The organism is Calothrix sp. 336/3, assembly GCF_000734895.2.
Taxonomy (GTDB): domain Bacteria; phylum Cyanobacteriota; class Cyanobacteriia; order Cyanobacteriales; family Nostocaceae; genus 336-3.
Window position 1 is genome coordinate 3,422,371 of the sequence record NZ_CP011382.1, and the last position, 16,486, is coordinate 3,438,856.

At 40.6% G+C, this 16,486-nt stretch carries 11 protein-coding genes; 6 read left to right on the forward strand and 5 right to left on the reverse strand.

Features of this window, described 5'->3' with window-relative positions; all coding sequences use genetic code 11:
• The first annotated feature begins 44 nt into the window (after positions 1–44).
• The 4 genes from IJ00_RS14495 (at position 45) to IJ00_RS14510 (ending at position 5,103) form a co-directional block, all read left to right on the forward strand.
• Positions 45–1,739 carry a TrkA family potassium uptake protein gene (locus IJ00_RS14495; RefSeq protein ID WP_035154117.1) on the forward strand — a complete coding sequence of 565 codons (1,695 nt, stop codon included), beginning with the start codon at positions 45–47 and terminating at the stop codon, positions 1,737–1,739.
• Positions 1,740–2,210: 471 nt separating this feature from the next.
• Entirely contained in the window at positions 2,211–3,446 is a 1,236-nt protein-coding gene (locus IJ00_RS14500; protein ID WP_035154119.1) for an aminoglycoside phosphotransferase family protein, read from the forward strand.
• 123 nt (positions 3,447–3,569) lie between these two features.
• Entirely contained in the window at positions 3,570–4,634 is a 1,065-nt protein-coding gene (locus IJ00_RS14505; RefSeq protein ID WP_035154121.1) for a T3SS effector HopA1 family protein, read from the forward strand.
• A 73-nt stretch (positions 4,635–4,707) separates the two neighbouring features.
• Complete coding sequence (locus IJ00_RS14510; RefSeq protein ID WP_035154124.1) at positions 4,708–5,103, forward strand: thioesterase family protein; 396 nt, start codon at positions 4,708–4,710, stop codon at positions 5,101–5,103.
• Between the two features lie 20 nt (positions 5,104–5,123).
• Here IJ00_RS14510 and IJ00_RS14515 read toward each other — a convergent pair whose 3' ends face one another.
• The 3 genes from IJ00_RS14515 to menA all read right to left on the reverse strand — a co-directional run bounded on the left by IJ00_RS14515 (position 5,124) and on the right by menA (position 8,397).
• Positions 5,124–6,479: a 2-succinylbenzoate--CoA ligase gene (locus tag IJ00_RS14515; RefSeq protein WP_035154126.1), complete on the reverse strand. Its 1,356-nt coding sequence runs from the start codon at positions 6,477–6,479 to the stop codon at positions 5,124–5,126.
• Positions 6,473–7,435 (reverse strand): o-succinylbenzoate synthase, encoded by a 963-nt coding sequence (locus IJ00_RS14520; RefSeq protein ID WP_035154128.1) that lies wholly within the window; start codon positions 7,433–7,435, stop codon positions 6,473–6,475. The genes IJ00_RS14515 and IJ00_RS14520 overlap by 7 nt, the downstream gene beginning before the upstream one ends.
• Positions 7,436–7,506: 71 nt before the next feature.
• Positions 7,507–8,397, reverse strand: a complete 891-nt coding sequence (gene menA, locus IJ00_RS14525; RefSeq protein WP_035154130.1) for a 2-carboxy-1,4-naphthoquinone phytyltransferase — start codon at positions 8,395–8,397, stop codon at positions 7,507–7,509.
• A gap of 432 nt (positions 8,398–8,829) precedes the next feature.
• On the opposite strand from menA, the gene IJ00_RS14535 reads away from it, so the two are divergent.
• Positions 8,830–10,245, forward strand: coding sequence for an isochorismate synthase MenF (locus tag IJ00_RS14535; protein WP_035154134.1), 1,416 nt, complete (start codon positions 8,830–8,832; stop codon positions 10,243–10,245).
• Between the two features lie 141 nt (positions 10,246–10,386).
• Here IJ00_RS14535 and typA read toward each other — a convergent pair whose 3' ends face one another.
• Together typA and IJ00_RS14545 are read right to left on the reverse strand one after the other, a co-directional pair.
• Positions 10,387–12,177 carry a translational GTPase TypA gene (gene typA, locus IJ00_RS14540; RefSeq protein WP_035154137.1) on the reverse strand — a complete coding sequence of 597 codons (1,791 nt, stop codon included), beginning with the start codon at positions 12,175–12,177 and terminating at the stop codon, positions 10,387–10,389.
• A 307-nt stretch (positions 12,178–12,484) separates the two neighbouring features.
• The gene (locus IJ00_RS14545; protein ID WP_035154138.1) at positions 12,485–13,501 is read right to left on the reverse strand and encodes a ribose-phosphate pyrophosphokinase; all 1,017 of its coding nucleotides are present in this window, start codon (positions 13,499–13,501) and stop codon (positions 12,485–12,487) included.
• 1,220 nt (positions 13,502–14,721) lie between these two features.
• On the opposite strand from IJ00_RS14545, the gene IJ00_RS14555 reads away from it, so the two are divergent.
• Positions 14,722–16,410 (forward strand): serine/threonine-protein kinase, encoded by a 1,689-nt coding sequence (locus IJ00_RS14555; protein WP_035154143.1) that lies wholly within the window; start codon positions 14,722–14,724, stop codon positions 16,408–16,410.
• Positions 16,411–16,486 lie beyond the last annotated feature (76 nt).

Sequence of the window (16,486 nt, forward strand, 5' to 3'; positions counted from 1 at the left end):
TAACCAGATGACGCAGCTTTCTTTACACATTACGCTGCTTTTGCATGAAACCTCGAATTATAGTTTGCGGTTTAGGACGTACCGGATACAAGATTTTTCGTTTGCTGCGGCAGCAAGGGGCATTAGTTACAGGTGTCCATCATCACTCGATCCCCGGAGAGCGGGCTGGTGATGTGATTATCGGTGAGTTACACGCCGCCAGCACCTTAAAAGCAGCTGGGATTCAGCAGGCACACGCTTTGGTAATTGCAGGTGGTGACGATGCCATTAACCTGTGGATTGTTATGCAAGCGCGGGTTTTAAATCCTCGGATTCGGATTATTAATCGATTTTTTAATAGTAGTTTGGGAGAGCGTTTGGATCAAGCTCTCTCTGACCATTTAAGCATGAGTGTGGCGGGTTTAGCTGCACCAGTTTTTGCCTTTGCGGCTTTGGGAAATCAGGCGATTGGACAATTAAAACTGTTTCAGGAAACTTGGCCCATCCATGAGGAACGTATAGATGATAACCATAAGTGGCGAGGTCGTCTACTGAGTGAGTTATGGGAAGATCGATCGCGGATGTTGATTTATTACTTACCTGTGGAGGGGGATATTGATTTAGTCTCCGCCATGATTGCGGGGCAAAGATTAAAGGTGGGCGATCGCCTGATTGTGGGAACCCAACCCCGTGTTCGTAGTGTCCGCAAATCTATGTTTGCCAAGCTACTAAAGGTTTTCACAAGTTTACGACAATTTAAACACCATGCCCAATCAGTACTAGCTGGGGCAGTAGTCGTGATGGTAATTGTCATGATTGCTACTCTTACCTATGTCTCGGCGGAAATGAACTTGTCTGTGGTGGATGCCTTATATTTTTCCGTGGGGATGATTACTGGGGCGGGTGGTAATGACCAAGTGATTGAAAAAGCACCTGATAGTATTAAAATCTTCACCGTAGTCATGATGTTAGTTGGGGCAGCTGTATTTGGGATTTGGTATGCCCTACTGAATGACTTTATCCTGGGTACACGCTTTAAACAGTTTTGGGATGCTGCCACCGTTCCCCATCGCCATCATTATATTGTTTGTGGTTTGGGTGGTTTAGGTTTAAAGATTGTGCAGCAGCTCCACGCTAGTGGGCACGAAGTCGTGGTAATTGAGCCTGACGGAAATAATAAATATGTCAACAGTGCCCGGAGTTTAAGTATTCCCATTATCCATGCCGATGGGAGTTTCACCGCCACATTACAAGCAGCGAATGTCAAATCTGCGGCGGCGGTTTTAGCTGTCACTGGTAACGATGCCATTAATATCGAGATTGCCCTGAAAGCCAAAGCTTTAACACCTAAAGTGCCAGTTATTGTTCACTACACAGATCCTGATTTTGCCCGGATGGCACAACAGGTTTTTGATTTTGAAGCGGTTCTTAGCCCTGCCGAATTAGCTGCTCCTGCTTTTGCGGCGGCTGCCCTCGGTGGACGTATTTTAGGTAACGGTATTACTGCTGATACTCTTTGGGTTGCCTTTGCTACTTTAATTACTCCTTCCCATCCTTTTTGTGGGCAAAGAGTCAAAGACGCAGCAATGTCAGCTGACTTTGTACCTATGTATTTAGAAACAACTTATCAGACAATTCATGGGTGGGATTTGTTAGAAACTCATCTGTCTGGAGGAGATATTTTATACTTAACCATGCCTGCAAATAAACTATATCAATTGTGGCGATATACACCGACCTCTCAAGTTATGGTGAAGTAGATAACTATGGCGATCGCCGGATATTTAGCTTCACAAAAATTGATTGTTTAAAAGTTTAATAAGACTTCATGAAAATCTCAAAAAGCAATCTGTTAATTGTCGGATTGTCATGGGATATCAAGGAAGATGATCCAGCCCTTATCCCAGGAAAACCCTATCTGCTATAAAACCTGAAATCCCTGGTAATTCCCTGCTTGGGACTGCTTCCAGCCTTGGTACCGCCTCCCCAAAGGGGATAGCATAAATAGGACGAAAAATTTTAAACTTTTGATAGTTATATACAAACAATTTAAAGCAAAGATTAAGCGACCTCTGGCATTTTGGCAACTTTTTCTCTGAAAAACAAGATATTAATGTATTGTATTAATATCAACGGTATCATAGTACTTGTTGCTATCTATGCAGTAGTACTGATTTTTCCCCCAATCAGATAGCTATTTTTCCATAAATTGACTAACTAGGACATAATACATGGTATTATCACTGTCTTCTTATAATGTTATCCAGCATCTGCAAGAAGCAGGTCTGTGTAGCTCAGAAGATGGCGCATCTGCTGACGCTGAATTACCTGAGAGTTGGAGTAAAAATCTCAATTTTGTTGTCACTTTAGGGGGCGATCGCACTCTCTTGGTGAAACAAGCAGGAGAGTTCACAGATGGGATTCCCCAGGATTTTTTCAATGAGTGGTTATTTCATCAGCTGTTACAGCAGTTCCCAGTATTAGGCAATATTTCCCAAATTAGCTCACTAGTACTGCATTTTTCTCCTGAAAAGTCAATACTTGTCCGTAACTACCTCACAGATTATGTCGAGTTAGCTAGCTTTTATCATCAGCATCAAATTTTTCCCCTAGAAATCGCAACTGCAATTGGTGGCAGTTTGGGGATACTCCACCGCGCTACCTATAACCGTCGGGAATATCGAGATTTTATGGCAACTGCTCCCCAGGGGGAGTACCGTTACTATTTTTACAATCCGGCTCAAGGTGTAGAATCACTGATACCAGAGGATTTTGGGCAAATTCCTAGGGAAGCGTGGGAGTTTTATCGCTCCTATCAACGGGATGAAAGTTTAGAAGGGGCGATCGCCGAGTTAGCCTATACATGGAATCCCTGTTGTCTGACTCATAATGACTTGAATTTCCACAATATCCTGCTACATTCCCGATGGGAGAGTTTAGATGACTGTCTGGTGCGGTTAATAGACTGGGAAGCAGTTAACTGGGGAGATCCCATCTATGATTTAGCAGGTTTAGTTGCTAGTTATCTGCGAGTGTGGCTAGATAGTTTAATTGTAGATCCCACCCTAGATTTATCAGAATCTCTCGATTTAGCTATCGTTCCTTTAGAGAGATTACAACCGAGTATTTTGGCATTAGTTCAAGCCTATATAGAGAGTTTTCCTGTCATTCTTAACCATCGCCAAGATTTATTGACAGACTTAATTAAATTTGTTGGTTTGGTACTGATTCAAAGACAAAAAACAGAGATTAAACAGAAAAAGATTTTTAACAATCGGGGTTTGGCTACACTGCAATTTGCTCAAAATTGCCTCACCTTTCCCCAAAATTTAGTAGAAACTATCTTTGGTATTTCTGCGTCAGAAATTATTCAACCATTCCTCAAATTTAACCAATCATTGTCAGTAGAAAGGGAATCAAATTTAGTGCCTCTTTACTACGAAAAAACCCGTCTACGCGGTTGTTAGCCCCCGGATAAATGATGAAATATACAGGATAGGATATATCTCACATATATTTTATTCTGCTCTTTAATGAGTCATTTGATTGGCAATATGACTTGATATTTCATCATTTACACATAAATTCGTATGCCAGATACATCTGCCTATCAATTACTAGATACTTTACTGGATATTGCTACTAATATTCAGATAGATAAGAATTTCACAATTTTCCATCCATACTACCAACCCTTAACTTTATCCAATCAATTATTACAAAGAATACCCCACCTCGACCAAGGGCTACAAGATAAGTTTTATAAGTTGCTGCTGCGACATTTTATTCACGGCATTTATTATGATGGTTCTCTGTGTAGTACCTTAGCAATTAATCCTGAAGTGAATCATGTTTGCATCTACGAAGACTTAGAAACAAAATTAACTATCGATCAAGCATTTTACGAAGAGTTACATAGTAGTAATAGCGGGATTGGTTACTTTGATGCTGGGTGGCAGGTAATACGTAAAGAGCCAGATGGTAGTATGGCAATAACCAAAGATGGGTTAAACATCTATGTCGAAAATCCTCGTCATCTGCAAAAAAAGTCTAGTCATGCAGGAGAGGAAGTTGCTCTGTGGATGCCAAAAAACCGCTTACAAAATAACTGTTATGTTGCCCTTAGTGATGTACAGGATAGCAAATCAAACAATGATGCTGGGCAAATATACTTAAATATTACCTCTAAAGGGGCGATCGCTCTCATGGCAGCTTTGACACAAGAACTTAATGCAGCCAAAATTACTTTTGAATTTCAAGTCCCCTATCATCCCCAAGCCTATCATTGTTTTGACTCTGGCAAACTATATTTTCCAATTGCCGAATATCCTCTGATTCGGGAAATCCTGCAAACCATATATCCAGAATCTCGCCATCATTTTCAACCACAGACTCCTCTATTTACCAAGTTTCTCGCACCAGGTATGAGTTTTGCAGAATTACCGCTTAAAAAATTCTCCCCCCAGGAAACTTTTGGTATTAACCGTTGTCAAATAGTTGCTAATGCATTATTTGAAGCTTGGCAACAGGGAAATAATTCTTCTAGTGAGAAAATAGAACTTATCGAGCAACACTTTGCTTGGTTAGATATTGATTTACACCATCCATACCTTAACCCCTCTTCCCCAGATATTTATCAACCTTTGAAAGCATAAATCTGGTGTCTCCCCAATCCAGTATGATTTTAATAATTACTAAAATCTCAAAAACTCGCTTTCTCAGCTAAACATGGATTTTGTCTATCCACGTACAATCAGATTTGCAGATACAGATGCCGCAGGTGTAGTATATTTTGCAAATGTTTTAAATATTTGCCATGAAGCATATGAAGAATCTCTCGCATTCTCCGGAATTCAGATTCAAGATTTTTTCACACCCAAAATAATTGCTTTTCCGATTGTTCACGCTTATGTTGATTTTTTCTATCCTTTACACTGTGGTGATCAAATATCAATTCATCTGCAATCAACACAATTAACTATAGATAAGTTTGAAATTACCTACGAAATATTTCAGGAAGAAAAATTAGCGGCAAAAGCATTAACACGACACGTATGTATTGATACTGGGAGTAGGAAAAAGACACCATTACCCGAATATATCCATAATTGGCTAATTAATTAAAATATACTCTTATCCGATTCTCAATTATTCCTTTCTATTAATTCTTTGGCGATTGATTCTAAACTACCTCGATTGACTTTACCTTGAGCATTACGTGGTATTTCATCTACCAACAACCAATACTTAGGAATTTTAAATCTGCTCAACTTATTTTGAATAGAACTTTTAATTTTATCCTCAGAAACAGAGAAATGATTAACTGTGTAAATAGCAGTTATTACCTGTCCCCATTCTAAATTTGGAATCCCAACTACACAAACATCCTGCACCATTCCTGTGTCTCTAATTACAGACTCAATTTCCACAGGATAAACATTTTCTCCCCCAGTAATAATCTTATCACTATTTCTACCAATGATATGTAAATATCCCCTTTCGTCCCAAAAACCCATATCATCGGTATGCCAAATAGAGGGTGAAATATGAGTATTCAAAGGATAATATCCTAAAGTTAATGATTGAGATTGAATACTAATTGTCTTTGTTTGGGGATGAATTGTGACTTTTGCGTGGGGGAGTACCTTCCCAACAGAATTATTACCCGCAAGAAAATCCTCTGGTTTGAGAGTGACAATTTGAGATGCAGTTTCTGTCATTCCGTAGGTAAGAGCAATGGAAATTTTTTTTTCCCTAGCTTTTGTTAATAATTCTTCATTGGTAGCAGCACCACCCACAAGTACTGTATTAAACTGAGATAACCAGTTAGTTAATTCTAAATTTTGTAATATTCTTCCTAGTTGGGTGGGAACTAAGGAAATGAAGAAATTATTCCCAAATTGATAATCTTGAGAATGTAATTCTAAATTTTTTCCAGGTAAAATAACCAATTTGCCACCAGTAAGAAAACTACGCATAAATTGCATAAGTCCACTAACATGGTATAAAGGTAAGGTACAAACAGAGTTAACTTGTGCTGTTTGAAAATATTCTTGAAATCCTTGAACTGATGCTGTGAGTGTTTCCCAAGTATGTACAGCAAATTTGATTTTGCCTGAGGAACCCCCCGTAGGAATCATAATCTGATTTCTCTGGATATATTCCTCTTTTCTTTTCTGAGGTATTTCTCGATTATCTATTCCCCAAATAATATCCGGTTCGACTAAATTAACTACTTGCTCCCACTCCCTCTCACCCCAATCATAGTTACCTAAAAAAATATTACAATTTGCCATATTAGCTGCGAGAAAACCTGCTAGAAATCTGACAGGATTTTTTTCAGCTAAGATGATTTGGGGGGAAATTCCCTGGGAATTATATATTTTTAACTCTTGATAATAGCTCTGAACATACTCAGGTAGAAGATGATTCTCAGCGCAAATCAAAGATGATGCAAACTGATTTAGCTTATCTATTCTATTAACTAAACTTCTTACCATAACTGATTTATCCACTGGATTTCATCTTCAGCAAAGTAATGATGAATACCAAAACCTACAGCACGATTGGGAGCAGATAATTTCTTTGCCAGATTTAATGCTGATTTTCTGCCAATCGATGTTTCAAATACAGAAGAGAAGACACAATCAAGGGGCGATCGCCGCAAAAAATCACCCAAACGTGAGGGGGAACCAAAAATTCCTGCCTTCACTACGTAAATTCCTTGCCAACCTTGGTGATAAACTTTGATAAGTTGTGAGAGATTAGCAACAGACTCATCAAGGGCAATTTTGACGGAAAAATCATGACTTAATCCCAAGGTTTCATCAAAGCAATTAACTGGTAAAGGTTGTTCTATAAATTCGATAATCTGATACTGTCGATTTATCTGCTCACAGGTTTCTAACCATTGCTTAGTACTAGCGAGATTTAGCCCCCCATTCGCATCAAGACGTAATTTTATCCCTAGTGGTAAACTCTCAATTAAGCGGTGTAAAATATCAATTTCCCAATCCACAGGATAAACAGCAATTTTCCATTTAAAAGTTTTATATCCTTGCTGATACAAGCTTTTTGCCATGGTTAACGCTGCATCTCCAGCAGGTAACAATCCACTACACTCTAAGTCAGGCAAATTTATCAACAGATGATTTTCTATTTCCTCCAGTGCAGATTCAAAAGCAAACTGACAAGCAGGTAATTTAGAAGGAATTGCCAGAATTTCTTCTCTAGATATTGGGGTATTAATTTCCCGACAAAAAGCCAATGCTGCGGTAATTTTCTCGGAACCAAACCAGGGAATAGGTGCAATTTCTCCCCAACCTATTTTACCCCTATCATCAGTTAATCTAATTACAATACCTCGACGATATTGCCATTTGCCATAACTAGTAATCACTGGTTGAATAAATTTACGTTGGTAACAACGAAATGTAAATTGATAGTGATTAGTCATAACTATCAATTGTCAAAAATCGAAGATATTCCCACAATGGTAAATTCAATAATTCATTAGCAACATATTAATTAAATCACAAAACCGATGCCCAAAAATAAACAACACCAGAAATGTACAGCAACCGCAATAAACTTAGAATTGCTGACTTTTTCTGGTAAGTAATGATTGTCTTGAACGTGACGACATAACTTCCAAGCACTGGGTAAACTCAAGAAACTTAACAAAGTCCAGTGCGGAAATATACCAAGAATTACAAATAAAGCTGTGAAAATATAAATACTGATAACCGCAATGGTGAGAACTTTTGCTGCTGTTGCTGTACCCAATCGTACAACTGGCGATCGCTTTCCCGCAGCAATATCATCTTCTACTTGATGAAAGTGGGAACAAAATAGAATTAAGGTGGTGGCAATGCCCACAATCACAGAAGCTGCTAAACTCAACATTGACCAGCTTTGGGTTTGACTGTAATATGCAGCTGATGTACCCAAGGGACCAAAGGCAAAAAAACAGAGAATTTCCCCTAAACCTTGATATCCTAGACGGAAAGGGGGACCTTGGTAAAAGTAGCCCAAAACGCAACAGGCTAAAATTGTTACAACTACTGTCAAGTCTTGTTGCCACCAGGTAATTGCAGCTATTCCTAATAAACCGCAAAATAAACAAAAGTTTCCCAGCCAAAAAATCAACCGTTTATTCCCGGTTAAATTCACTAAGGAGTGATGCTTGTTTTTGTCAATTCCGGTTTCGGAATCAAACACATCATTGCTGAGATTTTCCCAAGCTAAAATCAAAATTGCTGCAACTAAGAATGTCAGGAAGATATACCAGCTAAAATTTTTTTTCTCACCCAAAGCAATCATATTCCCTACCCAAATTGGCATAATTGCCACGCTATACATAGGGGGTTTAATTGCTGCTAGCCATAATTTGTTACTTGAAATTTGTTGTGTAGTCATCAGTTGTGAACCATTAAATTACTGAAAATTGATATTATTTCAATCAATCCTAGGGATAACAAATTACTCTCCTGGTGAATGTAAATTATTATCAAGCAAAATTTTGGTAATCTTGAATGCAAATGGGATTAAATGCGAAGGTATTTTCTCTTCTATGGAAAAACCTCCCCGCGAAAGAGTATTGTCATTAACATTTTCCTTATCATCTGAGTTTTGCCCTACTTTCAGGGGGATAATTTGGCTATGGGAGTTTGACATCAGGACATAAATTCACCAGAAATGGAGCGACACCACCTCAGGTATCGTAAAACTCAAATCTGCTCAGAGCTACGCTGGTTAAAGAGCGACTCTTTGTGCTACCTGTAGAAATACGACCACGAATTATCACTGTTTTGGAAGATAACTTCAAAAAAATTTACTATTTTTAGATCCATGACAGTTTCACCATGTCCTGCTGACTTCGTTGTATATAATCAAGAAATATACCAATTTCTCTTAACTGCTCAACGATATTGTCTCAAAAATGATTGCTTGCAAATAGCGAGTATTGCCCTAGAAATAGATCAAGTTGATCCACTATTAGTCTTGGAAAAATTTGCCCAGGCAAATCAATTATATTTCTATTGGGAAAATAAAGTTAAACAGGAAGCGATCGCCGCTTTAGAATCCGTTGAGAAATTACATATTTCGGGTTCCGAAAGATTTACAAAATCAGAAGACTTTATTAAATTTTGTATCAAAAATATTATCAGTTTTGGATGTCAAGATAAATTATTTTCCCGACCACTATTTTTTTGTAGCTTTAGCTTTTTCTGTGAAAATTCCCAACTAAATTATCCTTTTTCACCAGCAACTATTTTTTTGCCGCGCTGGCAAGTCGCAGTTAAAGACAACCGTTGCTTACTGGTAGCAAATTTAAAGATTGATGCCCAAGTTGATATCGAAAAATTACTGAAAAATCTTTGGCAGAAAATCGAAGCCATCCAAGCTCTCAAATACTCAAAAATCGTTTTAGATAATTACCAGCATAAATTTCAGCAAAAGTTTGTGGCGACACCGGAGGAATTTAAAAGCTCCGTATTCTCAGCTTTGGAAACTATCAATGCACATCAACTCAGAAAAGTGGTTTTAGCTAATGCTTTAGATGTAAAATCCCATCGACAATTTAGCCTAGTTCAATCCTTAGAAAAACTTCGCCAATCCCATCCTAATTGTTATATATTTGCTACCAGTAATGGTCAGGGACAAAATTTTATTGGCGCTAGTCCCGAAAGACTAATTAGTATTTATAATCAGCAGCTAATTACCGATGCTTTGGCAGGTTCTGCACCTAGGGGTAAAACCTCGGAAGAAGATAGGATAAATGCCAATCGTTTGTTAAATAACGAAAAAGAGAGACACGAGCATTATTTAGTGATTGATTTTATTACTCAATCTCTTTCTCAACTAGGTTTATTACCGCAGTTTTTAGCACCGAGATTGCGACAATTATCCAATATTCAACACCTATGGACACCAATTAGTGCCCTTGTTCCCAATACTGTACATCCACTTCAGATAGTAACTCAACTCCACCCCACACCAGCAGTCGCAGGTGCGACTAGAGAAGTTGCTTGTCGAGAAATCCGACGTTACGAAAACTTTGAAAGGGGTTTATATGCAGCACCCCTAGGATGGATAGATACCAAGGGAAATTGTGAGTTTATTGTTGGTATTCGTTCAGCTTTAATTGATGGCGATCGCAGTCGATTATATGCTGGTGCAGGTATTGTTGCTGGTTCCAATCCCGAAAAAGAACTAGCGGAAATTCAACTGAAATTCCAAGCACTATTAAAAGGATTGGTATAGCAGGATACAGAAAATTCCATAAAAATAGAGACGTGATATATTGCGTCTCTACTGGTGTAATCAACTATTCAAGTTTCTGTACGTCGGTAAGGGTTTCACCTCTTTTTCCACCTGACTTTTTAATGGAAAATTCACAGACAACTATCTTTTTGCTAATTTCTTCGCCATTTTCCGCAGACGAATTGATTTAGGAGTTACTTCCACTAACTCATCTTGTCCGATGTATTCCAAAGCACGCTCCAAACTCATATCTACGGGTGCTTGCAACTGTACCAATTCTTCCCCACCAGATGCACGGTGGTTAGTTAACTGCTTAGTTTTGCAGACATTCAATTCCAAATCCTGGGGACGGTTATGCTCACCTACAATCATACCCCTGTAAACTTTGGTACCAGGAGTGATAAAGAATGAGCCTCTATCTTCTGCGTTCTTCATCGCGTAGAAAGTAGCCACACCCTCTTCAAAGGAAATTAGCACACCCTTATTGCGAGCTTCAATGTCTCCACTTAAGGAACGATATTCCAGGAAACTATGATTCATGATACCTTCACCCTTGCTCATGCGGATGAACTCACCTCGGAAACCGATTAAACCGCGAGCAGGAATCACGAATTCTAAGTTTGTGCGTCCATTAGCACCAACTTGCATATCTTGCATTTCACCCTTACGCTGTCCCAGACGTTCGATACAGCTACCAACAGCCTCTTCAGGAATGTCTAGAACCAATAGCTCGTAAGGTTCGCAGGGTTGTCCGTTGACTTCGCGGTAAATTACCTGGGGTTGGGAGACTTGGAACTCATAACCTTCCCGACGCATGGTTTCGATTAAGATACCGAGGTGGAGTTCACCCCGTCCAGAAACAAGGAATTTGTCAGGAGAATCAGTTTCTTCTACCCGCAGAGCAACGTTAGTTTCCAATTCTCGCAACAGGCGATCGCGCACCTGTCTAGAGGTGACTAACTTGCCTTCTTGACCAGCAAAGGGAGAATCATTCACCCAGAAAGTCATCTGTAAGGTGGGTTCATCAACCTTAATTAGCGGTAAAGCTTGGGGTTCGTTGGGGTCTGTAATTGTTTCCCCAATATTTGCATCTGCGAAGCCAGCGACTGCCACAATGAAACCAGCAGATGCTTCTTCCATTTCCACCCGCTTCAAGCCCTCAAAGCCCATCAGCTTGCTAATTTTCGACTTGACAATGGTACCATTCTCTGTGACCAAAGCAGCTTGTTGACCCATACGGATAGTACCGTTATGAATCCGACCGATGACGATCCGTCCCAGGTATTCCGAGTAATCCAGGGTGGTAACTTGCAATTGTAAAGGCTTATTCACATCACCTACTGGTGGTGGAACATGGCGTAAAATCGCCTCAAACAGGGGTTTCATGTCCTGGGATTCGTCTTCTAATTGCTCTTTTGCGAATCCTGTCAGACCGGAAGCAAACAGGTAAGGAAAATCACACTGGTCATCATCTGCACCCAGTTCTAAAAACAGGTCTAAAACCTTGTCAATAGCTGAGTGGGGTTCTGCTTGGGGGCGGTCAATTTTGTTGACAACGACGATGGGGCGCAAACCTTTTTCTAGTGCTTTTTTTAACACGAATCTGGTTTGAGGCATTGGTCCTTCGTTGGCATCCACAATTAGGATACAGCCATCTACCATGCCTAATACTCGTTCAACTTCTCCGCCGAAGTCAGCGTGTCCAGGGGTATCGACAATGTTAATTAGGGTTTCGCCATATTTAACCGCCGTATTCTTAGCCAAAATGGTAATTCCCCGCTCACGCTCCAGGGTATTGGAGTCCATGACGCAATCCGGAACGTCTTCGCCTTCGCGGAAAATGCCGGATTGTTTGAGGAGAGCATCAACCAAGGTAGTTTTGCCATGGTCTACGTGGGCGATGATAGCGACGTTACGGATAGGGAGCGTCATAGTGCGCGTTCCAATTCTCTAAAGGGGACTTGATTGTTTACATATGGGAATTGACCATTAACAGAATTTCGGGATAAGTGCAAATTCTGTAAAAAAGCCTTAACAATTCTATCTTAATGGTAATGATGTCAGATGAGTTAAGAAAGCGCCAAGATGCTCAAATTAATTGATGAGGGGGAAAGAATTTCCTAATTAAGGTGGCGATCGCCATTAAAGAACAGCCTCAGAGTATATCCTGAAGCTGTTGCCTAGGTGTGGAATTCTGTTATGATCCACGTTTGTAGTCCCGAAGACAGTCTTTTTGTCCCTAACGGAACATACTACTTACAGAGGTGTCTTCGTGTATCCGCCAGATGGTTTCTCCTAGGAGATTTGCCACTGACAGGACGACTAGTTGGGGAAAACGGTCTTCTTCTTTCAGAGGGATTGTGTTAGTGACAATCACTTCCTCAAACAGCCCACTGGAAAGACGTTCTACTGCTGGTGGTGAGAAGACTGCATGGGTAGCACAGGCGTAGACTTGGCGCGCTCCTTCTTGGCGGAGAAGTTTTGCACCTTCAGCGATTGTGCCACCAGTGTCAATCATGTCATCTACTAGCACGGCAGTTTTCCCCTTCACATCACCAATCAAATTCATGACTTCGGCAATGTTGTGGGTTTGGCGACGCTTATCAATGATTGCCAAGGGCGCTTCATTTAATTTCTTGGCAAAGGCTCTAGCTCTGGCGACACCACCCACGTCTGGGGAAACAACCACAATATCTTCTAGCTGTTTACTGACCAGATAATCCAGGATGACTGGGGAACCATAGACATGATCTAGGGGGATATCAAAGTATCCTTGAATTTGCGCTGAGTGTAAATCCATTGCCAGAATGCGATTGGCACCAGCTTGGGTAATTAAGTTGGCAACCAGCTTGGCAGTAATTGACTCTCGTCCGGCAGTTTTGCGATCGGCACGGGCATAGCCATAATAGGGGATGACTGCTGTGACTTGCCGCGCTGAAGCTCGCCGACAAGCATCAATCATGATCAGCAATTCCATTAAGTTATCGTTCACAGGATGACAAGAAGGCTGGATCAGATAAACATCACAGCCCCGAATCGATTCTTGAATTTGAACGTAAACTTCTCCATCCGCAAATCGCTTGCGGATCATCGGTCCCAAGTCCATACCCAGATAACGGGCAACTTCTTGGGAAAGTTGAACATTCGCAGAGCCAGAAAATAGCCGCAGGCGATGATTTTCACTCATACCTGTAGCAGCTGGCTGCAATTTAAACGTTGCAGTACTGAGCACAGCAGACCCTCGATGTGCATTCATGGCAATATTATCATCAGATATTTAGTTTATTGAAGAAAAGCCGTCTGGGAAAGAATTTGTGAGTTTTTTGAAGCTTTCATAAGAACTTGAAACATCCCTCCATGAAACTACAATTTTCTCAGCCTCAGGTATTGACTATTTGAATACATTAATTCCCAAGTCCCAGTTAACTTTATCAAGCTAGTCCGTCACGCTAGAAACGCGATGACTCTGGATGACAATAAATCTATCTGCTCTTTTGCTTTATTTTCCCCCTTCACCCATTTCCAACTAGGTGTTATGTAAATCAATTAGTATTTGCCTACCGATTGGGTTAACTTATCAGACTTCACTGTTGTCACTGATGTATCAATTGGTAAAACCTCAATGGATAATTTTGGGCTATGGGCAGTAGATGAGATATTTGTCCACCTCAATTTATAACTGATCTGCCACCGTTGATTTTTAAAATCATCGATAAGTTTGCCAGTGATGGAAGTCAAAGCACTTATATATCAATCCCTTGGGGGGTGATAGACATTGGGTGATACTCGCAACAGTGAATTGTGATTCTGACAAATTTACTGGCAATTTTCTGTCCTATGGGGTGACTAGCAAGGCTTGTCTATGGAGGCAGGCTAACTTGATTGACTGCGATCGCTCTGAAAAGAGTCGCAAAAATAAATTTATCAGTTCTTTTAAGAAAGTGGAAATATTCCTCGGAAAAAATTCCTCTTTTTTGAGAAAATCTTCACCTCTAGGTAGATGAAATTGCTTTTAGACCATGGTTACAGAAGAAGTATATTAATCTATAGGTCAGAGACAATAACCTCCATACCTCTGCGTGAAGATAGCACTTGCCAAGGGATGGTTTTTCCTCTGTGGTGAATCATTTCATGGCAAAGGGGGCGACGAGATTCTGTGTAGATATTTATGTAAGCTTAAAGACTTGTTTCCTGGGTTTGACACGCAGACTAACCTGCGCCAAAAATGGAGAGATTATTTTTTAGATTTGTCAACATTGCATATCACTTTCCTAGATGATAGCCAACAGAGGATGGGTGACTCAGAAGGGAGGTGTGTATTGCCTTGGTTTTGATAGCCATCAATTCACCCCTGGAATCGTCATATTTTGATACTCTGTACTGAGAAGTGAGTTAGAAAGTGAATAATCAAGGCAGCTATGCTGGAGGTAGAGGGCAGAGCGCAGTCAATCTTATTATTTAACTTGATAAATTAAAATGCAACCACCTATTTCTCTTGGTACTGTCCTGCAAAATCGTTACTTGATAAAACAAATCCTTGGTCAAGGGGGATTTGGGCGTACATATTTAGCTGAGGATCAAGGACGTTTTCAAGAACTCTGTGCCATTAAAGAATTAATTCCTATGACAACAGAACCAGCTGCTTGGGAAAAATCCCAGGAACTGTTTCAACGGGAAGCAGCTATTCTGTATCAAATTCAGCATCCCCAAATACCGCAATTTCGGGAGAGGTTTGAGCACGAACAGCGCTTATTTCTGGTACAAGATTATGTCGAGGGTAAAACCTATCGTCGTTTACTGGAAGACCACCAAGCCATTAATAGTAAATTTACGGAATCGGAAGTATTAAAATTACTGCGATCGCTGCTGCCAGTTTTAGACTATATCCATGGTCGAGGAATTATTCACCGAGATATTTCCCCAGAAAATATTATGTTGCGCGATCGCGATCAGCAACCTGTACTCATTGATTTTGGGGTGGTGAAAGAACTAGCCACCAAATTGCAATCTCCCAATCAAACTGGAGCCGCAACCTATGTGGGGAAATTGGGTTTCTCTCCTGCGGAACAGATGCAGACTGGGCAAGCTTATCCCAGTAGTGATTTATACTCTCTGGCAGTTACTGCGATCGTCCTCTTAACCGGAAAAGAACCCCAAGACTTATTTGATGAAAATCAATTAGCTTGGAATTGGCAAAAATGGGTGGCAGTCAGTCCCAAAATGGCGATGGTGCTGACAAAAATGTTGAGCTATCGACCCGGCGATCGCTACCAAAATGCGATGGAAGTACTAGAAGCATTACGCTCCATAGAGTCAGGAAATACCCCTGTAGTCAACAACCCCCAATCTAATGTACAAACAGTGGCGGTTGGACATCGTCCTGACCCCGTAACCCCTTCCACACCTCAGCGACCCGATGCAGTTATTCCCCCACCTGCAACTAGGTCAATTCTTGATAATCCCCTCGCTGTAGCCGCAATTACCCTGGGAGTAATTATCTTTGCCGGATTTGGTTCCTGGATCATAGTCCGTTCCATCCGCACCCAATCACAAGCAGACAACCAACCTGTGGCACCACAAACCTTTGCTTCCCCCCTCGTCACTGCTGGTACACCCACACCCAAGTTGACGGAATCAACGGAACCAACGGAGGAACCAACACAAACACCTACCTCTACACCAACCCAAGCACCAGTTATCAAAATTAAGCGTCTGACTTTTGGAGCATCGAATATTGCCAAGGTTGATGACACAATTAGAGCGAATCAAGTCATACGTTATACATTTCGTGGCAAGGTGGAACAGCAAATTACAGCTGCCCTCTCCCAAGAAAGCGGAGTTGCTCTAACAGTGTTAGCACCGAATGGTAAACCTGTAGAAACAACAGCCCAGGGTGTCACTTTTTATCAGGGAATATTACCCGTAACTGGGAGATATACCGTAGAACTGAGTCTGAATCCAGGAGTTAACGAAAGTGATTTTAGTTTAAATGTGGGTTTAGAAGATTTACTCACACCTTCTCCCACACCAAGGGAAACTACTGCTGAACCGATACCCATAGAAACTCCTACCCCAACCACTGAACCAATACCGACAGAAACGGCAATTCCAGAACCAATTATCACCCCGGATGGCACTATCTCTACACCAGGTACGGGACAATAGATGTAAATTTCCAACTGCCTCGGTTTGCGTTTACAAAATCAACGAAACGCTGACGCTTTATTAATTTTGAATTTTG

Bases quoted from the DNA above. Each gene is read 5' to 3' on its own strand.
- IJ00_RS14495 (WP_035154117.1), top strand. From the start codon at position 45: ATGAAACCTCGAATTATAGTTTGCGGTTTAGGACGTACCGGATACAAG.
- IJ00_RS14500 (WP_035154119.1), top strand. From the start codon at position 2,211: ATGGTATTATCACTGTCTTCTTATAATGTTATCCAGCATCTGCAAGAA.
- IJ00_RS14505 (WP_035154121.1), top strand. From the start codon at position 3,570: ATGCCAGATACATCTGCCTATCAATTACTAGATACTTTACTGGATATT.
- IJ00_RS14510 (WP_035154124.1), top strand. From the start codon at position 4,708: ATGGATTTTGTCTATCCACGTACAATCAGATTTGCAGATACAGATGCC.
- IJ00_RS14515 (WP_035154126.1), bottom strand. From the start codon at position 6,479: ATGGTAAGAAGTTTAGTTAATAGAATAGATAAGCTAAATCAGTTTGCA.
- IJ00_RS14520 (WP_035154128.1), bottom strand. From the start codon at position 7,435: ATGACTAATCACTATCAATTTACATTTCGTTGTTACCAACGTAAATTT.
- menA (WP_035154130.1), bottom strand. From the start codon at position 8,397: ATGACTACACAACAAATTTCAAGTAACAAATTATGGCTAGCAGCAATT.
- IJ00_RS14535 (WP_035154134.1), top strand. From the start codon at position 8,830: ATGACAGTTTCACCATGTCCTGCTGACTTCGTTGTATATAATCAAGAA.
- typA (WP_035154137.1), bottom strand. From the start codon at position 12,177: ATGACGCTCCCTATCCGTAACGTCGCTATCATCGCCCACGTAGACCAT.
- IJ00_RS14545 (WP_035154138.1), bottom strand. From the start codon at position 13,501: ATGAATGCACATCGAGGGTCTGCTGTGCTCAGTACTGCAACGTTTAAA.
- IJ00_RS14555 (WP_035154143.1), top strand. From the start codon at position 14,722: ATGCAACCACCTATTTCTCTTGGTACTGTCCTGCAAAATCGTTACTTG.